The 22322-nt window shown below is 36.6% G+C and carries 22 protein-coding genes; 9 read left to right on the top strand and 13 right to left on the bottom strand.

From position 1 onward, the window contains the following. Window positions 1-147: 147 nt before the first annotated feature. Complete coding sequence (hflX, locus tag IEW44_RS08420) at window positions 148-1434, bottom strand: GTPase HflX (protein WP_188614610.1); 1287 nt, start codon at window positions 1432-1434, stop codon at window positions 148-150. Window positions 1435-1511: 77 nt separating this feature from the next. On the opposite strand from hflX, the gene IEW44_RS08415 reads away from it, so the two are divergent. After that, window positions 1512-2663, top strand: a complete 1152-nt coding sequence (locus IEW44_RS08415) for a class I SAM-dependent methyltransferase (protein ID WP_188614609.1) — start codon at window positions 1512-1514, stop codon at window positions 2661-2663. 71 nt (window positions 2664-2734) lie between these two features. Here IEW44_RS08415 and IEW44_RS08410 read toward each other — a convergent pair whose 3' ends face one another. After that, a complete protein-coding gene (locus tag IEW44_RS08410) occupies window positions 2735-4030 on the bottom strand; it encodes an ABC transporter permease (RefSeq protein ID WP_188614608.1) in 1296 nt (431 codons plus the stop codon). After that, window positions 4030-4713, bottom strand: a complete 684-nt coding sequence (locus IEW44_RS08405) for an ABC transporter ATP-binding protein (protein ID WP_188614607.1) — start codon at window positions 4711-4713, stop codon at window positions 4030-4032. The genes IEW44_RS08410 and IEW44_RS08405 overlap by 1 nt, the downstream gene beginning before the upstream one ends. A gap of 160 nt (window positions 4714-4873) precedes the next feature. Between IEW44_RS08405 and IEW44_RS08400 the strand changes: the two genes are divergently transcribed. Beyond that, window positions 4874-6991, top strand: a complete 2118-nt coding sequence (locus tag IEW44_RS08400) for an MMPL family transporter (protein ID WP_188614606.1) — start codon at window positions 4874-4876, stop codon at window positions 6989-6991. A 100-nt stretch (window positions 6992-7091) separates the two neighbouring features. Here the strand turns inward: IEW44_RS08400 and IEW44_RS08395 are convergent, their stop codons facing one another. From IEW44_RS08395 to IEW44_RS08360, 8 genes are all read right to left on the bottom strand, one after another. Continuing rightward, complete coding sequence (locus tag IEW44_RS08395) at window positions 7092-7265, bottom strand: hypothetical protein (RefSeq protein WP_188614605.1); 174 nt, start codon at window positions 7263-7265, stop codon at window positions 7092-7094. Window positions 7266-7277: 12 nt separating this feature from the next. Next, entirely contained in the window at window positions 7278-7724 is a 447-nt protein-coding gene (locus tag IEW44_RS08390) for a hypothetical protein (RefSeq protein ID WP_188614604.1), read from the bottom strand. A 118-nt stretch (window positions 7725-7842) separates the two neighbouring features. Next, window positions 7843-8922 (bottom strand): AI-2E family transporter, encoded by a 1080-nt coding sequence (locus tag IEW44_RS08385; RefSeq protein ID WP_188614603.1) that lies wholly within the window; start codon window positions 8920-8922, stop codon window positions 7843-7845. Window positions 8923-8947: 25 nt separating this feature from the next. Continuing rightward, on the bottom strand, window positions 8948-10645 hold the full coding sequence (locus IEW44_RS08380; protein ID WP_188614602.1) for a M3 family oligoendopeptidase: 1698 nt from the start codon (window positions 10643-10645) through the stop codon (window positions 8948-8950). A 97-nt stretch (window positions 10646-10742) separates the two neighbouring features. Then, the gene (locus IEW44_RS08375; protein ID WP_188614601.1) at window positions 10743-12482 is read right to left on the bottom strand and encodes a methyl-accepting chemotaxis protein; all 1740 of its coding nucleotides are present in this window, start codon (window positions 12480-12482) and stop codon (window positions 10743-10745) included. A 183-nt stretch (window positions 12483-12665) separates the two neighbouring features. Beyond that, window positions 12666-13385 carry a YebC/PmpR family DNA-binding transcriptional regulator gene (locus IEW44_RS08370; protein ID WP_188614600.1) on the bottom strand — a complete coding sequence of 240 codons (720 nt, stop codon included), beginning with the start codon at window positions 13383-13385 and terminating at the stop codon, window positions 12666-12668. Between the two features lie 83 nt (window positions 13386-13468). Then, complete coding sequence (gene ypfJ, locus IEW44_RS08365; RefSeq protein WP_188614599.1) at window positions 13469-14323, bottom strand: KPN_02809 family neutral zinc metallopeptidase; 855 nt, start codon at window positions 14321-14323, stop codon at window positions 13469-13471. Between the two features lie 86 nt (window positions 14324-14409). Beyond that, window positions 14410-15024: a lysophospholipid acyltransferase family protein gene (locus IEW44_RS08360; protein ID WP_188614598.1), complete on the bottom strand. Its 615-nt coding sequence runs from the start codon at window positions 15022-15024 to the stop codon at window positions 14410-14412. Between the two features lie 104 nt (window positions 15025-15128). Here IEW44_RS08360 and IEW44_RS08355 point away from each other — a divergent pair, with 104 nt between their 5' ends. Next, on the top strand, window positions 15129-16280 hold the full coding sequence (locus IEW44_RS08355) for an acyl-CoA dehydrogenase family protein (protein ID WP_188614597.1): 1152 nt from the start codon (window positions 15129-15131) through the stop codon (window positions 16278-16280). Between the two features lie 70 nt (window positions 16281-16350). Here IEW44_RS08355 and IEW44_RS08350 read toward each other — a convergent pair whose 3' ends face one another. Continuing rightward, window positions 16351-16569, bottom strand: coding sequence for a hypothetical protein (locus tag IEW44_RS08350; RefSeq protein WP_188614596.1), 219 nt, complete (start codon window positions 16567-16569; stop codon window positions 16351-16353). Between the two features lie 23 nt (window positions 16570-16592). Further along, window positions 16593-17357 carry a tyrosine-protein phosphatase gene (locus tag IEW44_RS08345; RefSeq protein ID WP_188614595.1) on the bottom strand — a complete coding sequence of 255 codons (765 nt, stop codon included), beginning with the start codon at window positions 17355-17357 and terminating at the stop codon, window positions 16593-16595. Between the two features lie 153 nt (window positions 17358-17510). Here IEW44_RS08345 and IEW44_RS08340 point away from each other — a divergent pair, with 153 nt between their 5' ends. From IEW44_RS08340 to IEW44_RS08315, 6 genes are all read left to right on the top strand, one after another. After that, the gene (locus IEW44_RS08340; RefSeq protein ID WP_188614594.1) at window positions 17511-18038 is read left to right on the top strand and encodes a DUF2179 domain-containing protein; all 528 of its coding nucleotides are present in this window, start codon (window positions 17511-17513) and stop codon (window positions 18036-18038) included. 95 nt (window positions 18039-18133) lie between these two features. Continuing rightward, complete coding sequence (locus tag IEW44_RS08335; RefSeq protein WP_188614593.1) at window positions 18134-18628, top strand: RNA polymerase sigma factor; 495 nt, start codon at window positions 18134-18136, stop codon at window positions 18626-18628. After that, window positions 18621-19463 carry a hypothetical protein gene (locus IEW44_RS08330; RefSeq protein ID WP_188614592.1) on the top strand — a complete coding sequence of 281 codons (843 nt, stop codon included), beginning with the start codon at window positions 18621-18623 and terminating at the stop codon, window positions 19461-19463. The genes IEW44_RS08335 and IEW44_RS08330 overlap by 8 nt, the downstream gene beginning before the upstream one ends. Before the next feature lie 210 nt (window positions 19464-19673). Further along, complete coding sequence (locus IEW44_RS08325) at window positions 19674-20420, top strand: metal ABC transporter ATP-binding protein (RefSeq protein ID WP_188614591.1); 747 nt, start codon at window positions 19674-19676, stop codon at window positions 20418-20420. After that, complete coding sequence (locus IEW44_RS08320) at window positions 20417-21277, top strand: metal ABC transporter permease (protein WP_188614590.1); 861 nt, start codon at window positions 20417-20419, stop codon at window positions 21275-21277. Before IEW44_RS08325 ends, IEW44_RS08320 begins: the two co-directional genes overlap by 4 nt. A gap of 24 nt (window positions 21278-21301) precedes the next feature. Next, on the top strand, window positions 21302-22267 hold the full coding sequence (locus IEW44_RS08315; RefSeq protein WP_188614589.1) for a metal ABC transporter solute-binding protein, Zn/Mn family: 966 nt from the start codon (window positions 21302-21304) through the stop codon (window positions 22265-22267). Window positions 22268-22322: the final 55 nt, after the last annotated feature.

The following is a 22322-nucleotide window of genomic DNA, read 5'->3' as shown; positions in this document are numbered from 1 at the left end:
TTATTATATACAAAATATTATGACATTATGTAGTGTAGCCTCTTATTTTTACTAAAAAATGTTTGTTATTCAAAAATTCATATACGATTACCCGATACTTTTTACTATAAACACAAAAATCGAACAGGATTTGTTCGATTTTTGTGTTTATAGTTGCTGAAATAGAGCGAAACGCTCAGCATCTGCTTTACGTAACTCCGCTTTAATAATTGTTCCTTGCTCTTCATAAGTTGTATTTAATATCGTTGCATGCTCATTTAAATATGAAACAACATGTCCTTCATGATAAGGAATGACAAAAGTAGCTTTAACATAGTCTGTAAAAACCTGTCCGCGAATCATCTGTAAAAGTTCTGTTAATCCTTTATCCTCTTTAGCTGCTAACCAAATATGCTCACCACTCATCACAGGATATGGCAAAGAAGTTTGGTCACACTTATTATACACATAGATGGTTGGAATATTTTCTACCCCTACTGCTTGTAGTGTTTGCTCTGTCACTTCCATCATATAACGATATTGTTCATGTGATACATCTACTACATGCAATAATAAATCTGCATTTCTTGCCTCTTCTAGCGTAGAGCGAAACGCCTTGACTAAATGATGAGGCAATTTGCTAACAAACCCTACAGTATCCGTTAATAAAAAACTTTTTTGATCGTCTAGCGCTAATTGTCTGACGGACGTTTCTAATGTGGCAAATAACATATCTTTTTCAAATACTTGCTTATGTTCATCCTGTCCTGTTTTTAACAGCAGTTGATTCATAATCGTTGATTTACCTGCGTTAGTATAGCCTACTAATGATACAACAGGTATTGCATTTTTCTCACGTTGTTTACGCTGTGTCTCTCGCTGTGCACTTACTTGTTCAAGCTCTTTTTTTATTTTACTAATTCGGCTTTCTATTTTACGTCGGTCAAGCTCTAACTTTGTCTCACCAGCACCACGATTTTTAAAGCCTCCACCCGTCCCGCCACCTTGGCGACTTAGCGAAGCATGCAAGCCTACTAATCTTGGTAACATATATTGTAGTTGCGCAAGTTGCACTTGTAGTTGTGCTTCTCGTGTTTTAGCACGACGCGCAAAAATATCTAAAATGAGCATTGTACGATCAATCACTTTACACATCAACTCAGCTTCTAAATTGCGGATTTGTGATGGTGATAACTCATCATTAAAAATCACAAGATTTGCACCTGTCTCTTCATACAATGCTTGAATCTCGTCGATTTTCCCCTTGCCTACATAATGTGCACTATTCGCTCTCTCTAAATTTTGTGTAATAGTGCCAACCACTTCTACATGTAATGCTTGTGCTAAGTTTTTTAATTCTTCCATACCATAGTCAAATTGTTCATCCTTTGGTAAATGAACACCTACAATAATGGCATACTCCTGTAATTGTTCCACTTGCTGTGTAGTTTTCATACGCTCACCTCAAACTCAATATAAATTCATCTTAACACATGTTATACTTATCCCCATGAAGAAAGGAGCGAGTAAGCATGGAATTTGCTGAAATGCTAAAACATATTACATCAAGAGTGCATGCGCATGACTTTATTAATGCTACAATTAGTCAACCTAGACTAAAATCCTCTGCCATTAAAAGAATTAAATTAAAACCTATTACGATTCGTAATGAATATATGATTCAAGCCGAGTATCAATATGAGCGTATATTAAAACATGAGAATATTACTGCATCGCAATTCGATGATAAAATAGCGATGTATTTTGCACAATTCAAACAAGCTCAAATTCGCTTTACAGAAGAGCAAGTGCACGTGCAATTATCCAAAAAAAATAAAGTGTTATGGAAAGCCACTCCCGCACAAAAAACGATAGCGAACCTCACACATAATCGTCAAAAAAAATATCTCTTAGATGAGCACAAAATACATCCTTTTTTAGTTCGTCTTGGTGTACAAACGACGGATGGCAAAATCAAACAACAAAAATATGATAAGTTCAAACAAATTAATCGCTTTATTGAATTTATAGATGATACGCTGCACCATCTACCTCAAGACCGTACAATTCGTATTTTAGATTTTGGCTCAGGCAAATCTTATTTAACATTTGCACTATACCACTATTTAAAAATCGAAAAAGGTTTAGACATTCACGTCACAGGTTTGGATTTAAAAAAAGAAGTCATTGAAGAGTGCCAACAAATTGCCCAAGATTTGCATTATGACCAACTTGAATTTTTAGTAGGTGATATTAATGATTATAATGAGGCAACAACTATTGATATGGTTGTGACTTTACATGCTTGCGATGTAGCGACAGATATGGCATTAGCAAGGGCTGTTCGTTGGGGGGCTAAAGTCATTTTGAGCGTGCCTTGTTGCCAACATGAATTAAATCGCCAACTACAAGCTCCTGCACTAGACATTATGTTACAACATGGTCTAGTGAAAGAACGTTTTGCGGCTCTTGCAACAGACAGTATTCGTGCGGAAATATTAGGGCTTGTAGGTTACGATGCCCAATTATTAGAATTCATTGATATGGCACATACGCCCAAAAACATCTTAATTCGAGCTTACCATACTGGTAAACAGCCCTCATTGCAACAGCGCGAACGTTATGAAGCTTTTATTACTTTATTACATGCCGAACCTTTTCTTGCTAAAGAATTACAATTATAAACAGACAGGCACTGACGAGTAATATATCGTCAGTGCCTGTTTTCTATAAACCATATGTTTCATTTCTTTTATTATAACTCTTGTCGTAATGCTTGAATCACATCAATCTTTGTCGCTTTACGAGCTGGACGCCAACCTGAAATCATAGCTACTCCAATACTAATGGTAGCAGCGATGACAACTAATTGCCACGGGATAACGGAGAAAACAAATGCTTGTTTTGTAAAAGTGTCTTCGTTTGTTGCTGCTTGTAAAATAAGGGGCATTGTAATATTCACAATGATACTAATAATATACGATAAAATAACAGCTAGTACAGTACCTAAAATTCCAATAAACGCACTTTCCATTAAAAATAAACGTTGAATTAATTTAGGGCTTGCACCGATTGCCTTTAACACACCAATTTCACGTGTGCGCTCTGTGACTGCCATCGTCATTGTATTAAAAATACCAATTGAAGAAATTAGTACAGCTATTGTCCCGACAAAAATTAATCCTGCTTTAAATACAAAGAAGAACATATTAATTTGGTCCATTTGCTCTAATACAGAATATACGTGATACCCATCATCTTTTAATTTCTTTAATAATGGCATAACATTTTCCATATGGTCGACATGGATGACATATTCTGCAGAGATATTGTCCTCTGTCTTAGTGAAGGTTTTCTCAATCATTGGCAATGCCTGGTCACTAAAAATAAGAGAGGTATCTCTTTGCCAGTCGTAACTTGGCTTGTCTGTGACACCTACAACTTTAAATGTTTCAGTAAGAGTTTGTCCTTCCTCCCCTTGATCTTTAAAGGCTACGCTAATCGTTTGTCCAATAATGTCTCCTTGATAACCGTATTTACTGTAATCAACTTGTTCGCCTTCTTTCACATTGAGTTCGGCGTCACTAATAGCATTACGCTCTTTTTCATTCAATAAGCCTTGTGCAAAATGGTAACCTACAATAACTTCTTTATCATTTTTAGGATACGTGCCTGCAAATAATTTGCCTTTTACTGCTTGATAATCTTTCATATCATAAAAACTATTGGTTGTGTAAACGTCACGGTCTTTTAAAGAAGCTGTTACATCATAATGAACGGTTGTATGTTTAAGTACCGCTTTTACATGGTCTTGTTGTTTTATTTTGTCCAAGTCTTCTGTTGTTGCATTTTGGTCATAAAATTGAATACGTGTAACTTGCTCATCTTGTAAAATTTCATTATTCATGGTTTGTTGAATACCAAAACCGACAGAAGCTAAAACGATTAAAAAGGCACAACCAATTGTTGCTGCTAATACCGTCATAAAAACACGCATTTTGTTTTTTCGTATATGTTGTCTAACAAATGCAATTTGGTCTTTAAATAACATTAGGCTTCCTCCTTTAATATGCCATCATGCATGCGGAAGCGACGATGTGCTACATTTGCCACTTCGTCATCATGCGTAATAATAATAAATGTAATGCCCAATGCCTCATTCAAATCTTTAATTAAAGCTAAAATCTCTTGCTCCGTTTCAGAATCTAAACTACCCGTAGGTTCATCTGCTAAAATAATAGGAGGGTTGGTAATAAGAGAGCGTCCGATACTTACCCTTTGTTGTTGCCCACCAGACAATTCATTCGGATAATGCTTTGCGACTTCTGTTAAGCCAATTTGCTCCATCAACTTTTGTACACGCTGCTTTCTTTCGTTAGAAGGAACGCCTTGTAGTATTAAAGGCAACTCAATATTTTCAAACGCTGTTAAACCAGGCATCAGTTGAAAATTTTGAAAAACAAACCCGAAATTGTCGAGGCGAAATGCTGCATGCTGCTCCTCTGTAAAATGCATGGTCTCTTGACCATTAATTTGAATAGAACCGACATCCGCATGGAGAAAACCTGCTATGGTTTGTAGTAATGTTGATTTACCTGAGCCACTTTTTCCGACAATAGCAACTACTTCACCTTTATGTACATGTAAGGCCACATCAGTTAACACTGGAATCTCCTGCTCATTATCCTTTTTACCTATTTTAAAAGTATGTGATACATGTTTAATCTCAATCATTGTATAACTCCTTTCTCGTTATACTAAGTGTAAAAAACATTTCTTAACATTACACCTACAACTTTCTGAAGAATTTATGAAGAATCCATGATTAAGCCATACATATTTTGGCGAAATACTATACACTATACTTAAACTGAAACATAAAGGAGGCAATTCTTTGAAGGCATTTGCACATTTTATTACCACGTATGCTAAAGCTATTTTCGCTGTGTGGATTGTCATTTTTATTGCGATGGCTATTTTCGCTGTACAGTTGCCCAGTAAACTCGAAGGTGATGGTTTTTTTGTAGATGATGAACATGTCTATGTAACGGACGAATTAGCAAAAAACTTTGACTTACCTGCAAAAACAATTTTTGTCGTTTTTGAAAATCGTACTAATCAAGAAATTGAACATACTTTAGCATTATTGAAAGATGTCAAGGACATTGACACGATTGTGTCACCTGTTGGTGATCCTGCGTTAGTAAAAGGTAAGACCAGTTATGCCATGCTACACTTTACGCATAACATTACTGACTACAATCCTCTAGTTGTTGAAATACGTGACATTCTCAAAAATGAGAAGGATACAACGCTCACAGGTGAGCCTGTATTTGCTTATGATGTAAATATGGCCAGTCAAAAAGATTTAGCCCAAGCGGAAGCTATCGGTTTACCTATTGCGATTATTGTTTTACTGCTAGCTTTTGGCACCATTATGGCATCTGTACTCCCTATCTTTGTAGGTATTATCGCTGTTGTGACCGCACTTGGCTTGCTGACGATTTTTAGCGACTATTTATCACTCTCCATTTTCGTGTTAAATATTGTACCGATGCTTGGTTTAGCACTCAGCATTGATTTCTCTCTCTTATTCATTAATCGTTATCGCGAAGAACGTGAACAACATAACATTGCTACTGCTGTTGGCATTGCCATTCAAACGGCTGGACGCTCTATTATATTCTCAGCAATTTGTGTGATGATTGGTTTAGGTGCAATGGCTGTCATTGATGTTGAGATTTTCCGTAATATCGCTGTTGGTGGTTCACTAGTTGTCTTTTTAGCTGTCTTTGTAGGCTTAACATTATTACCAGCTACTCTCGTTATGCTTGGTGACCGCTTAAATAAAGGCCGTATCTTCCGCCCTAAAGCAGGTGGTGCAAAAGGTTGGCGTACATTTGCAGGCTTTGTGATGCGCTTCCCTGTCATGATTACGATTGTAGCTTTTGTTTTATTAGGTATTGGTATGATTCCGATTAAGGATATGGAACTTGTCATACCAAAAGTAGATTCACTACCAAAAACCTACGACTCTCGTCTCGCCTTTGAGAAATTAAGTGACGAATTTGATTTTGGCAAAACATCTACCTTATATCTACTCGCTGAACGTCCTGACGGTTGGGATCATGACAGTGGTTATGAAAAAATCGCTGCATTAGAGGAGACATTACTAAAAGATCAACTAGTAGATAAAGTAGACACTATTTATTCTGTAGCTAATATAGAAGATGCTGCTGCGCTTGAACAAGCGCTAAACATACCTGAAATGAAGGCACAATTAGCGCCTGCGTGGCAACAATTTGTACAAGGTAATCAATTATTCATCCCTATCACACTAAATGTTGAAGGGGCATCTAGTGAAGCACAAACGTATACGCGTAATTTAATGCGTGCGGATTTAGGTGTGGATTTCACACTAGGTGGCGTGCCAAAATTCAACCAAGAAATTTTTGACGAAATTTATGATAATATTGGCTATGCTTTACTTATTATTATGATTTCTACTTTTATTATATTAATGGTAGCTTTCCGTTCTATTTTAATTCCGTTGAAAGCGATTTTAATGAACATTATTGGGTTAACTTCTGCCTTTGGCATACTCGTTTACATTTTCCAATATGGACACTTTGGCATGGAGCAAAGTCCAATTGTCTTGATTATCCCTGTCATTGTCTTTTGTTTAGTCTTTGGTTTAAGTATGGATTATGAAGTATTTTTAATTTCTCGCATTCAAGAAGAATATGAAAAAGGTGCCTCTAATACGATGGCAACGATTGACGGCTTAACTGCCACGAGTCGCATTATAACATCGGCTGCTTTAATTATGATTGTTTTAACAGGTGCCTTTGCTTTTACAGACGTCATGCCTGTTAAACAAATTGGTGTTGGCATTGCTATTGCCATTGCTATTGACGCTACCATTATTCGCCTCATGTTAGTACCAAGTTTAATGAAGCTACTAGGCGACTGGAATTGGTGGTATCCCTTCAAACGTCGTACAACAAAATAAATAAAAAAGCTAGACCAGCATAATGTCGGTCTAGCTTTTTCTCATCTAGGAAACATAATTAACACATTGAGGTATACAAGTGATGTCTTAGCCTCTTTTATTAGTAATGATAGAGTGGCTGAACAAATTGTGTTGCTTGTTCATTCACATTTTCACTATCGTCTACTTTTTTAGGTTCGTAATATTTAAAGAATAAGTATATGCTGAGTGCACATACAATAGCTACTGTAAGCATCAATGCAATAATAATAGTTGCCATTTTCTTACCGTTCATTATAAAACCCCTTTACTTTTTATCAAAGCCATCGTCTTTTAAGTAACGCACAGCATCTTCATATGTCCCAAACGCTTCTTCAAAGTTCCCTTCAAAATAAACGACCCACGAACGCTGCTCAAATAATAACGTAACTTTTTGCCCTTTAGCATCTTCCCACTGCTCTTCTACAGTAGTATCTTCTGATAAATAAGCTACAGCTTTCGCAATAATTTCTTTTAAGGCTTGCTCATTAAACGCTCTAATATTAACTAAGCCCTTTACAGCTACATCACTATAACTTGGCATATCCCCTACGAAGACAAATCCATTACCATTCGGGTGTAGTTTTTCAACAACAATTGTTTTTTCATATAAACTATCTTCAAAATGATAATTTAAACGTTTTAAGGAAATCTCTTTTTTGGTTAACTCGGGAAATGTTTCAATAATTGCTTTTTTCTGCTCAAATGTTAGCAAATTGCCAACTCCTTTTTCTCACTTATTTCTTATAGTATAGCGTACCTTATTCGAGCCTAGACATCTTTTTTAGATAAATTAAAAGGAGTTTGTCAGAAATACGACAAACTCCACTTTACTACACCGATTTAGTTGCAGATTTTTTGATCGACTCACGTGCATGATAAATATTTGTCAGTAATACCTTCATTACAGCATAGAACGGTACAGCAATCACAATGCCGATGAAACCCGCAATTTTGCCTGAAGCTAAAATGACAGTTATTACAGTTAATGGATGGATATCTAATGATTTTCCCATCACTTTTGGCGTAATAAAATTACTATCTGTCTGCTGAGCAACTAATGTTACTACACAAACCCAAAGCACTAAGGCAGGGTCTTGTGTAATACCTACTATGAGTGCTGGTGTAAAAGCAATCCAAGGCCCGATAAACGGTATGACGTTCATAAAGAAAGCAAATATTACGAGCAATAGGGCATAGTTTAACCCGATCATTAAATAACCAATATACATAATCAATGCTAATAAAAAACTAATTAATAATTGACCTTGAATATACGTACGCAATACACGATCAATATCCTGTAATGTTTTTTTCACCCATTCTTGACGTGGCCCACTGAAAAAACGATAAATGCTTGGTGCTAATTTTTCATGATCTTTTAACATAAAGATTAAGAAGAATGGTACAAGCACAGCTAATAAGGAAACTTGCACAACAGATTGTAAAAACGTTACTAACCAGCCACTTGCTGCAATCGCAATATCTTGAATCGAATCAACAAGGCTATTAAAAACATCAATCACTTGTGGCGGCAAATTGTCTTTATTACGTAGCACATAATGTGTAGCATCTTCTAATTGTTTGCCAATCTTTGGTGCATTTTTTACTAAAGCATTTACCTGATCACTGATTGGCTTACCTACAATCATAATGAAAGCGGTAATTAATCCTGCAATCGTTAATAAAATGGTAATAATACTTGCCCAACGTGGGAATTTACGATTCTCTAAAAAACGTTGGAATGGTACGGTTACATAAAACAGTACACCACCGAGTAAAAGCGGTACAAAAATTGTTTTTAAAATAATAATGGCTGGTGAAAAAATCCATTGGATTTCTACAAAGTATTTAATAATAAGTAAGGCTAATAATATGCCTACACCTGCCTGGAACCATAATTTCTTTGTCACGCAATCACCTGCTTTCGTTTAGTGATTACATTTTATCATCTTCCACAGCATTTAAGTACGTTTCAATGGAATCAATTACACCTGCAACCGTACCATCTTCAAATGGTGAGTTTAAATTCGCCGCTGCTACAAGCTTTGTAAAGGACATAGAGCCACCTAAACCGCAAAGATGTAAATAATCTTTCCATGCCTCTTCAAAGTTTTCACGTGAACGTTTCCAAAATTGGAACGCACAAATTTGAGCTAATGTGTAGTCAATATAATAAAATGGGCTTGCATAAATATGTTGCTGACGTTGCCAAAAGGCCCCTTGTTCAAGATAATCTACACCATCGTAGTCACGATGCGGTAAATAAATCGCCTCGATTTCCTTCCATTTTGCATGTCGCTCTGCTGGTGTCATCGTTGGATTTTCATATACGGCATGTTGGAACTCATCCACTGCCACACCGTATGGTAAAAATAATAAGGCGCCACTTAAATGCGCAAACTTATATTTTTCTGTCTGTTCTTTAAAGAATAGTTCCATCCATGGCCATGTAAAGAACTCCATACTCATAGAGTGAATTTCGCATGACTCATACGTTGGCCACAAATATTCTGGTATGCCAATGTTACGACTTGAGTATACTTGGAAGGCATGACCTGCTTCATGTGTTAAAACATCAATATCCCCTGATGTACCATTGAAGTTAGAGAAGATGAAAGGCACATTGTAGTCTTCAATAAAAGTACAATATCCACCACCCTCCTTACCTTTTTTAGCTACTAAGTCCATTAACTGTTGATTGACCATCACATCAAAGAACGCTGCCGTTTCAGGCGATAGCTCGTGGTACATTTTTTGGGCATTCTCTACAATCCACTCAGCATCGCCTTGTGGCGTAGCATTGCCTGTTAAGAAAGATAATCCTTCATCATGATATTTTAGTGCATCCACACCAATGCGCTTTGCTTGGCGCTCGTATAATTTAGTTGCTACAGGTACAATTTCATCACGCACTTGGTCACGGAATTTTTTAACCATAGCTGCATCATAATCAATGCGATTCATACGTACATACCCAAGCTCAACGAAATTTTGATATCCTAGTGTTTTAGCCATCTCATCACGTGTTTTGACTAATTCATCATAGATGCGGTCAAACTCCGCTTGGTGTTGCTCATAAAAACCAAAGCGTGCTTTATTAGCCGCCTCACGTACTTGTCGATCCGTTGACTCTACATAAGGGCCTAATTGCGCTAATGTTAAGGTTTGACCATCAAATTCAATTTGAGCAGATGCCACTAATTTTTGATAGGCTGATGTTAATTTATTTTCACGTTGCATTAACGGCAATATGGCTGGTGAAAAAGCTTTCACAGCATTTTGAGCAAGATCAAATAATTGACTGCCCCACTCCTCTTCTAATTGAGTGCGGAATTTCGACGCAACTAAATGTTTATAATAGATGCTCTGCATCTCTTCAAAATTTGGGCCTTGTTCGTCAAAGAAATCGCGCTCTGCTTGATAAAACGCATCTGTTGTATCAATCGTAGCTCTCACATATGCTAAATTTTGCTGCGTGGCATAATGATTAGCTAAAGTGTTCCACGCATTAATAACATCACTTTGAATTTCTTTTGTTTGAGCTACCTCGAAATCTTGCATAAGTTGCTCAAATTTTGTTTTAATTTCGTCCATGTTTGGACGTTCATACGTAAACTGTTGAAATGTTTGCATGTTGTACCACTCTCTTTCGTATATCGTGAATATTCCTACTTTTTTATTATTTATGAATCCTCCCACTTTTGCAACCTTAACTCAATTAAAACGGAAACTATCGTATTTTAAAACGCTTAATTGCCTCACTTAAATCGCTAATTTCATCACTTAAATGCGTAGCAGACTGGGTGACAATTTGCACTGCTTTTTGCTGTTCTTCCACAGAAGCGGTCACTTCTTCTGATGCAGCTGCATTCATATCACTCAGCTGAGCAATGCCAACAATAGCATCTGCCATCACTTTTTTAGAATCACTCAATAAAGTAACCGTTGATAAAACGGCTTCTATAGCTTCTGTAATAGCACGTACAGACTGTGTTAATTCATCAAATGTTTTTTCAGTCTTTGTCACAGATGTCTGCTGTTGTTGTACAATTCCATATGTTTTTTCCATCTCCTTGGTCACAGCATTTGTTTCATCACTAATTCCCCTAAGCGTTTGGCGCACTACCTCTGTAGCTATAACGGTTTCTTCTGCTAGTTTTCGTACTTCTTCTGCGACTACAGCAAAGCCTTTGCCATGCTCTCCTGCTCTAGCCGCCTCTATAGAAGCATTTAATGCAAGTAAATTTGTTTGTTCTGAGATCGTATTAATCGTGTTCACAACTAACTCGATCTCTTGCACTTGATGCGTTAATTGTTCAAATAACGAACGCATATGTTCAATAGTAATAAATGTTTCCTCTGATTTTTCTTTCAGAATTATCACACTTTTTTGACCCGTTTGATTGGAATACTGCATAGCTGTAGAAGCCTCATACATCACTTGATTTTTATCTTGTAATATTTGCAATTGCTGTGTAAAATCTTGAGATGTTTCTTGAGTGTCTTCTGCATTTTGCGCTTGCTCTTCTGCTCGACTTGCCACCTCTGTAACTGCATACACAATATCATCACCAAATGCTGTGGTCTCCTCAGCCACTGCTGATAAGTTGGTTGAAGTGTCTTTAATAATTGTAATCGATTGCTCAACATCTACAATTAAATCTTTCAACTGAATAACCATCTGATTAAACCCTCGATTGAGCGACCCCACCTCATCTTTTCTTGTCATATGCGCTAAAGGTACGGTTAAATCACCATGAGCAACTGTCCTCACACGCGCTGTTAAATGAGCCAATGGCTTAGCAATATGCTCAGCTAATAATCGTACTACAACAATGCCAACAACTACAGCTATCACTAACATCACCATCTCTGTTTTAAATAATGCATCTGCTGCTGCATTGAAATCTTGCATATATGTACCTGCCGCAACTGTCCAACCCCAATCAGGGTCTTTTTTAGCATATGTAATCTTTTCTGCTATTCGATCTTCATATGGTAACTTAAAATAGTAACGTGTGAAGCCACCTTGTTCTCCTTTTTCAGCCACTTCTCTAATAAAATACTTACCCTCACTATCTTTCTCTTCCCAAAGGCTATCGCCTTCGCGCGAAGGATGCATCAATAGTACACCTTTACTATTAATAATATATAAATAGCCTGACTCTCCTAAATCAGCTGGATGTGTAATCTCTCTCGTACCATCTGCTGCTTTAGGCCCTAATAGTTCTTCTTTTACAAATTCTTGTGCCTCATCCAATGTCATATTACCAGCATAAAATTCTCTTTTAGCTACTTCAATTAATTGCAATGATGTTTCAACACTGTTTTGTAATACTTTACTCCCCAAATCTTCTAAACTATTTTTCGCTTGACTGTAACTAATAAATGCAATAATCATACTAGGTACTAATAATAATGCTAAACAAATAACAGCTAACTTCCCTCGAATTGTTTGAAAATACCTCATCTTCCTCCCCCTTGTCTATGAGCCTTTTATCACAATATAATTATATTATCGCCTAACAAGCGGTTTAATCAACCTATTTATTAACAATTTCTCTATACTTCTCCTTTTTCACTCGAAAAATCAAAAAATTCTTCAATAAAAAAACATGAACTTCCAAAAGGGTAGTCCATGTTTTTACTCATATTATTCATCAAATGAAGCATTATGATACACCGATTGTACATCTTCTAAATCTTCTAATGCATCAATTAGTTTTTCAAATTTCGCAACATCTTCACCTGTTAATGTTACTTCAGTTTGTGGTAACATAGCTAACTCCGCTACGGTGAACTCTTCGACGCCAGCACCTTTCAATGCCTCCTGTGTCGCAAAAAATTGATCAGGCTCTGCATAAACAATTACGTGATCTTCCTCTTCAAATACATCACGTGCATCAACATCAGCTTCTAATAAAACTTCTAAAATATCATCTGCTGTCTTGCCCTCTAACCCAAATACAGCTGTTGAGTCAAACATATATGCAACGGAACCGCTCACACCCATATTTCCATTATTTTTACCAAATGCAGCACGCACCTCTGAAGCGGTACGATTTACATTATTCGTTAATGCATCTACAATAACCATTGTACCTGCTGGGCCAAAACCTTCGTAACGTAATTCGTCAAAGTTTTCTTCGCCGCCACCTTTGGCTTTTTCAATGGCTTTTTCAATAATATGTTTAGGCACACTATATGTTTTAGCGCGTTCTAATACTACTTTTAAAGCGCGGTTGGCTTCTGGGTCAGGCTCACCTGATTTTGCTGCAACATAAATCTCTCGTCCAAATTTAGCATTAATACGGCTTGTGCTTTGGTCTTTGGCTGCTTTTTTTTCTTTAATATTATTCCATTTGCGACCCATATGATTCCACTCTCTTTTCTTTATTTTATGTCGTACTCTAAAATTACTGTAATAGTATACATGAATTTTAGTGAAATAAAAAGCTACAACTCCTTGGCGTTAAATGTATCGCCTCCTTCAATTGTACCTGTATCATAACCTTTTTTAAACCAGCGTTTTCTTTGCTCTGATGTACCATGTGTAAAGCTCTCAGGCACAACATAACCTCTAGCTTGCATTTGTAACGTATCATCTCCTATAGCATTAGCGGCTGTTAGTGCTTCGTCAATATCACCAATATCTAAATAGCCTGCTTGTTTTTGATAATGGGCAAATACACCTGCAAAATAGTCGGCTTGCAACTCTAACTTCACGGTAGCTGCATTATACTCGGCTTCACTCACTTTGCCATTCAATGCGTGAACCTTTTGCGATGTACCAAGTAATGTTTGCACATGATGCCCCACCTCGTGTGCCACCACATATGCCATTGCAAAATCACCTGGTGCTTTAAATCTTGTTTTTAATTCCTTATAAAAACTTAAATCAATATATAACTTCTGATCACCAGGGCAATAAAAAGGGCCTACAGACGCGCCTGCTACGCCACAAGCAGATTGCACACTATCTGTAAATAATACTAAGGTTGGTTCTTTGTAGGTCAAACCTTGCTCCTTAAAAATTGTCGTCCATATATCTTCTGTGTCTGCTAATACTACTGAAACAAAGTCCACTAACTCATCCTCTTCTGTAGAGCTTACATACGGTTCATTCGTTGTTGGTGCGGTTTGGCCACCCATAAGATTGGTTATAACATCACCGATATTACCACCACTAAGCAAAGTCAAGGCAATGACTAGCACAAGACCAATCCCACCTAGACCTGCACCTACTTTACCTGCGCTCATGCCACGTCGATCTTCTACATTATTACTTTGTCTTCTGCCTTTATATTTCATCGTCTCACCCTCCATTTACCTAGCCTTTGAAACAAAAACGAGAATCGCCTCTTACTTAGTGCGACTCTCATTACTACCTGAGTTATTCAGGATTTTTTCTTTCGTTTTGTAACACGCTCTTCTAAATCATGTGTTAACGACTCTAATTTTTCTTCTAAAATATGTGTGAACTCTTCTCTACCCTCTTTACCTCTACTAGTCACATAAAATGGTTCACCAAAGATTAAATACCCTTTATTACGTTTAAAAACCTCACCTACATTACGTGCACCAATATAAGCTGCTGGCAAGATAGGCGCTTTTGTTAACTGTGCAATGGAGATAGCCCCTTGCTTCAAGTTACTGCTCTCAGCATTACGTGTGCCACTAGGGAATATCCCTACTATTTTATTTTGTTTTAATAATTCTCTCGGTACTTTAATTACACTTGGCCCTGGATGATCTCGGTCAACAGGAAAAGCATTTAAGTTATCAATTAACCAACCTAAGCCTTTTATATCAAAGAGTTGTTTTTTAGCCATAAAATGAATTTCGCGTGGCAATAGTGCAATACCTAAATTAATAATATCAACATAACCATTATGTGTGCAGGCAATAATAAAACCACCTTCATTTGGAATATGTTGTGTCTCATATAACTTCGCCTTAGAACCTGACAATGTTAAAATACTTTTTGCTACATTACCTACAAATTGATACACGCGCAATACCTACCTTATATTTGATTAATCTTATTGTACTGATTACATGCGTTTCATGCAATACAAGACAAGTTTCGTTACAATAAACATAAGGAGGATGAATGATGCAAAAGTTATTTATTCGTACAACAAAGCAACAACAATGGCAAGAGCACCTAAATGGTATTAAGGATAATTTACTACAGAATGTAGAGAAAAATGACCGTGAATCTCGCTTTCCCATAGAAAACATTCGCACATTGCAAAAAATCAATTATCCCGCTGTCACAGTGCCTAGTCAATATCATGGTGAGGGTTTTTCTGTCTATGACATGTTATTAACGCAAGAAACATTAGCTAGTTATGATGCCAATACGGCACTCATTATGAGCTGGACTTTAGGGGTAGCGGGCGAAATTTTCGAACGTAAATTATGGTCGTCTGAAAAGAGAAAAGAGCTAGCTACGGCACTACAACAAGGCGCTCTTATTAACAGAGCAGTGAGTGAAGCTGCTACAGGGAGCCCTACACGAGGTGGACGACCACAAACAACTGCTACTAAACAAGGCAATTATTGGGTGATTAATGGGTGTAAGACATTTACTACAGGCGCTCCTATGCTCAATTATTTTATTGTGTCAGCCTATATTCCCGCAGAAGATACGATTGGTAATTTTTTAATCCACCGCGACATACCAGGGGTGCATATCGAAGAAAACTGGGATGTCATGGCGATGAGAAGTTCTGGTAGCCATAACCTACAATTGCGTGATGTTAAAGTGGAGGCAGACGACTTGGTTGAATTATTAACGCAACGTAAGTCACAACTTAACGGTTGGTCTTTACATATTCCAGCTGTCTACTTAGGTATTGCGCAAGCGGCTCGAGATTATACTGTACAGTTCGCACAACATTATCAGCCAAACAGTTTACAAACCCCTATTAGTGAATTACCTAACGTACAACAACATATCGGGCATATCGAATTGCTACTACATCAAAGTCGGTTTGTACTGTATCAAGTAGCTACTTATTACGATGATGTTGAGAAACGATTGCTATTAACTAATGAACTAGCTGTAGCAAAATATACTGTAACCAATCATGCTGTTCAAATTGTTGACCATGCCATGCGTATTGTAGGTGCTAAAAGTTTACAGTTGAGTAATCCATTACAGCGACATTATCGTGATGTACGAGCTGGACTACACAATCCGCCAATGGATGATATGACCATTCAAAAACTTGCAACATCTGCTTTATTCCCACCATTTTGAACACAATATAAAGACAGCCAACCTGTGCATAATGGTTAGCTGTCTTTCTTCTTTTAGCTATGATAGTTTTTTATCTACGATGAGCATTCCAATTATATTGTTGAATATCTTTTGTTTCAAATGCATTGTATAAAATATCTGCTAATGTTGTCTGTTCAAGTGTCTCTCGATAAGCTTGTTCTGCCATAGCAAAAGCTGCAATCACAAATTGTTCACCTGTTGCTATTTTCTTAGGTTCAGTAAAAATAGGTTGTACTAAATGATTGACCTTCAAAAAAGGACAAATCATTTTTAAGATTTGTCCTTACTATGTTATACAAGCGCAAAGTCATGCATCTCTTGTAAGTTATGTGGATGTAGTTGAAATTGATCAAGTAAAAAGGATGCTGTCGTCTCATACCTTGTGTCAATACCATCAAATACAGCCTGTAAGTACTCTTCCTTCGCTGCCATCAGCGCATAAAATTGTTGTAATTCTTCATGGCTTGCATCTGATAAAACATTAGCTGCCATTTGATCAATCGTTGCCTGTAATAAGCTATTCGTTTTTAAATAATCTTCAAATATTGTCTCTTTTGGTACATCTAGAGCCATTAAAATCATAGCACCACCGATGCCTGTACGATCTTTTCCGATAGCACAATGATGTAATAAACCGAGCTGAGCTGGTGTTGTGGCTACTGCCATTAATTTTTGGAAAGAAGGGTTATCAAAAGCCATATCAACGTACATATCAGCAAACTTTGTTGGTGTCATTTGCTGATAAAATTGCTGGGCAGAATGTTGCGTATTATCTGTTGATGGCATGGCTAAAATATTTTGTTTTGCAGGGATGCGGATATTTTCGATTCCTTCAAATATAGGGTCTGGATTTTTAGCAGCTTCATAGTCGTCTCGATAATCAAAGATGGTTTTAATGCCTAATTGTTGAAAGCGCTGTTGGTCTTGTGCTGTCATTTTACCTAATGCAGCAGAGCGATAAAATAACCCCCTCTTTACTTGTTTACCACTATTTGTTTTATAACCACCCATATCTCTAAAATTAGGTACTGTATCAAATATGATTGTATTATTCATGTTTTTTCTCCTTTATTATCTCATTACCTTAATAGTAATGAATCAAGCTGTTATTTTCCACTTTAGCGATGTTAACAAGTTGTAAACAATTTTATGGTTTTTTCTTTTTATAGGAATGCTATACTGTCAGTACAATGCATGTGGAGGGATGAAATGCAGTCTATTTTATTAATTTTATTACTTCAGCTAATCTATGTGCCTTTACTTACATTACGAACGATCTTTTTAGTGAAAAATATTACATCATTAGCTGCGATCATTGGTATAGCCGAGATGTTTATTTATGTTTTTGGCCTTTCGCTTGTCTTTAATGGCGACCAAAGTGTACTAGCTATGATTGTTTATGCTGTTGGTTTTGGTTTAGGTATGTTTGTTGGCACAAGAATTGAACAAAAACTTGCCATTGGTTATGTTTACGTTACCATTAACACACAATCACGTAATGCCGAACTCATTCAAGTGCTACGTGACAGTGGGTTTGCTGTTACTATCTTTGTTGGCGAAGGGCGAGACAGCGCACGCTATAAATATGAGATATTAGCAAAAAGAAATCGTGAGAAAGAGTTATTTACGATTGTAGAACAGCTCGAACCAAAAGCATTTGTTATTTCTTATGAGCCAAAGTCCTTTAAAGGTGGATTTTTAGTGGAACGTATGAAACGAAAAATTGAAAACCAATAATGCCTTTAGTGTCTAGTGTACATATACTAGACACTCTTTTTATATCAGACTTTTCCCTAACTTCTTCGTTATTAGAGTGAGGAGGGTGATTTTACATGAAGAATTATTTTCAGGAGCTTTACGAACAACATCATGCCCCTATTTATCGTTATATCTTTTATCTGTTACAACATCAAATGATAGCGGAAGATCTTACACAAGAAACATTTACAAAATGCTATGAAAAGAACATGCACTTTATCAATCATACAGAAGCACTTTACTGGTTGCGTAAGGTGGCTCGTAATTTAGCTTATGATTATTACAGGCGACAGCGACTTATCCATTGGCTACCACTCGTACAAGAAGTAACAGACGGAACAGATACCCTTACATATCTCGAACAACAAGAAGAGGTAAAAATGCTTTATCAAACATTAACACAACTCAAAATCAGTTATCGCGAGGTAATTATTTTACGCAAGATTGAGAACTTATCCATTAAAGAAACTGCTTCTCTTTTACAATGGAGTGAGAGTAAAGTAAAAAATACATTGAGTCGTGCATTGCATATGCTAGCGCTAAAGATGGAGGGACTAAATCATGAATGACTGGGAGAAGTTACGTCAATTACAACCGTCTGTACAACAAAAAGAGCGAATGCAGCCAACCTATCAAACACAACCGCGACAGATTTATTTACTCTTAAGCTTTCTCATTTTGACTTTGTGTTCTAGTATTATTTTTTTATTCCCTTTTTCTACACAACAACAAGTTAACGACATTAAACATGCTTATTTTAGCCCTACTTGGAGTGACACAGTAACAGCACAAGATATGCCCAAAAATTCTCCTTTTTATTTTAATCAACGCATGATTACTCATACTTCATCACTTCAACAAGCGCTAACACATGCACAACTAACGGAAGAGGATTTTGTAATACGTACTTTATTAGTCATTGCACTGCAAGACGGGGAGCTTACTTACTACGGTGTAGATGGTACGGGACAATTCATTACCAACTTAACATCTCAAGACACTTTTAAATTTGTGCAACCTATTACTGACCTATTAGAGACAACAAAACAAAGTGCCCTTTATCGCTTGTTAGCTACGGCATGTATTTTTCTCTCTTTTTGGTTATTTCGTATATTAACAAAACGCCTAGACAAAAAACCACGTTTTTGGGCTGCAACCTTACCACAAGTTATTTGTTTAATGGTGTTAAGTGTCATTACTTTTAGTTGGGTCTTGTATTTGACTACCATGCATCAGCCTTTCTCTATATGGTTACTACTAGGGCCTGTACTGCTGATCGCCACACTCTCTATCATTTTTAGATACTTGGCTAGAGAGCCTATCCTTGTCATTGTAAGTGTTGCTCTTTGTAATGCACTTTGTGTTATTGGAATTTATTTCTTTGGTCTCTCTGTGTATCTTTAAAAACATATCAAAGATTTCACAACTATTGTGGAATCTTTTTTAGGTATTATGCTTTACATTTCGAGTGATATCCGTTATCATCATCTATAAATGTTGCGTTAAGGAAACTTAAATTTTTTTACTGTTAAAGTTTCCTTTAGGAAAGACGAGTTTTTTTAAACATTAAGTTTCCTACACGAAACTTTTATATTAATTGAAGAAGGTGATGTTATGGCGCATGCCATAGAAGTCAAAGATTTACATGTTTCATACTATGGTAAACAAGTATTGAAAAATGTAAGCTTCACAATGGAAACCGGACGCCTTATTGGTATTGTAGGACCAAATGGCGCTGGTAAATCTACATTAATGAAAGCTGTATTAGGACTTATTCCTCGCGATAAAGGGACAGTAAGTATTGGTGGCAAGTCCATTGCTGAAATACGCAAGCATATTGCTTATGTACCTCAACGTGCTACGATTGATTGGGATTTTCCTATTACTGTATTAGATACGGTTTTACTTGGCACGTATCCAAGCCTTGGTCTATTTAAACGCCCTAAAAAGAAACATCGCGAATGGGCTTATCAATGCTTGGAGAAAGTTGGCATGGAAACATTCGCCAAACGCCAAATTGGTGAGTTATCAGGCGGACAACAGCAGCGTGTTTTCTTAGCGCGTGCGCTTGCTCAACAAGCGGATATTTTCTTTTTAGATGAACCTTTTGTGGGGATTGATGTCACAAGTGAAGCTCTTATTATTAGTATCTTAAAAGAATTACGTGATAATGGTAAAACAGCATTAGTTGTCCATCATGACTTAACAAAAGTCAAAGATTACTTTAATGATTTAATCATTGTAAATGGTGAGATTGTTGGTGCAGGCGATGTTAACCAAGTAATGGTGCCTGATATGATGAAGAAAGCCTTTAAAACACAATTTGCGCTTTGGGATTCAATGGAGGTGGCATCATCATGAGTGCGTTTATCCATGACATTCAAACTTATGAGTTTTTGCAAAAAGCACTATTCACCTCCATCATTGTTGGTATTATTTGTGGGGTTTTAGGCTCATTTATTATTTTGCGTGGTATGTCCTTAATGGGAGATGCTATATCACATGCTGTTCTACCAGGTGTGGCATTGTCTTATATGGTTGGGATTAACTACTTTTATGGAGCAGTTACCTTTGGTTTGTTAACGGCATTTGGTATTGGCTTTATTACGCAAAATAGCCGTGTAAAAAACGATACATCAATTGGGATTGTTTTCTCAGCATTTTTTGCTGTAGGGATTATTTTAATCGGCAAAGCGAATACAAGTACTGATTTAACGAGTATTTTATTTGGTAATGTGTTATCTGTACGTGACTCCGATATGTGGATGACATTAGGAGTTGGTGCTGTTGTTCTTTTAGTCATTATTTTATTTTACAAAGAATTACTAGTGAGTACATTTGACCCTACATTAGCCGCATCATTTGGCTTACCTAATAAAATCATCCATTACTTACTAATGATTTTACTCACATTAGTTACTGTAGCGTCTTTACAAACTGTAGGGATTATTTTAGTAGTGGCTATGTTAATTACACCAGCAGCTACAGCTTATTTATTAACAAATCGTCTATCTATTATGATTACGATTTCGGCAATTTTAGGTGCATTATCAGCAACAATTGGCTTGTACATCAGCTTTGTGTATAACTGGCCTTCTGGTGCTGCTATCGTTTTAGTAACAACTGCGTTCTTTATCGTCGCTTTCCTATTCTCTCCTCGTAATGGGATTGTTTGGCGCTCCTTAAAAACGCGAAAACATAAAACAGCTTTACAATAGCAATAGAAAAGGGAGATTTAAATTATGTTACGTAATTGGTTGAAAGTAAGTTTATTAGCAATGGTCGCAGTATTCGCACTAGCTGCTTGTAGCGGTGGCGACGATAAAAAAGATACAAGTAATAATGATTCAGTAAAAAAAGATGATGATGACAAAATCCACGTCATTGCTACATTTTCTATTATTAATGATATTTTACTAGAAGTTGGTGGCGACCGCGTTGATGTTCACAGTATGGTGCCAATTGGGCAAGACCCTCATGAATATGACCCACTTCCTGAAGATATTAAAAAAGCAACAGATGCAGATGCTATGTTCTATAACGGTTTAAACCTTGAAGGTGGCGAAAGTGGCTGGTTCTTCAAATTAGCGAAAAATGTTAATAAAAAAGATGAGCAAATTTTTGAAGTAATGAAAGGCGTTGAGCCAATGTTCTTATCTTCTGATGATGGTAAGGATGAAGAAATGAACCCTCATGCTTTCTTGTCACCAGTTGTAGGTATTCAAATGGTTGAAAATGTACGTGATGCTTTAGTAGAGATTGACCCTGATCATAAAGATGAATATGAAAAAAATGCAGATACATTTTTAACAGAGTTAAAAGAAATTGACACATTATATGAAGAAAAAATAGCTGAAATTGATGAGAAAGACCGTATTCTAGTTACAAGTGAACGTGCATTCCAATATATGAACGACCACTATGGCTTAGATGAAGGTTATATTTGGGCAATTGACACAGAAGAAAATGGTACACCTGAACAAATTAAATCATTAGTGGAATTTGTTAAAGAGAAAAAGGTGAAGGCGCTATTTGTAGAGTCTAATGTTGATAAACGTCCTATGGAAACCGTTTCAAAAGAAACAGGCGTTGAAATCGCTGATGAAATCTATTCAGATGAACTTGGTAAAGCAGGTACAGATGGCGAGACATATACAAAGTTTTTACGCTCTAATATCGAAAAAATCCATGCAGGATTAACAAAATAAACGCAAAACAGCAAACTGCTAATTTCAGTTTGCTGTTTTTTAGTGCTACTTCATC

Source organism: Lysinibacillus alkalisoli, from assembly GCF_014643595.1.
Taxonomy (GTDB): domain Bacteria; phylum Bacillota; class Bacilli; order Bacillales_A; family Planococcaceae; genus Metalysinibacillus; species Metalysinibacillus alkalisoli.
The sequence above is the reverse complement of the archived record's forward strand: the minus strand, read 5'-3'. Positions and strand labels throughout refer to the sequence as shown.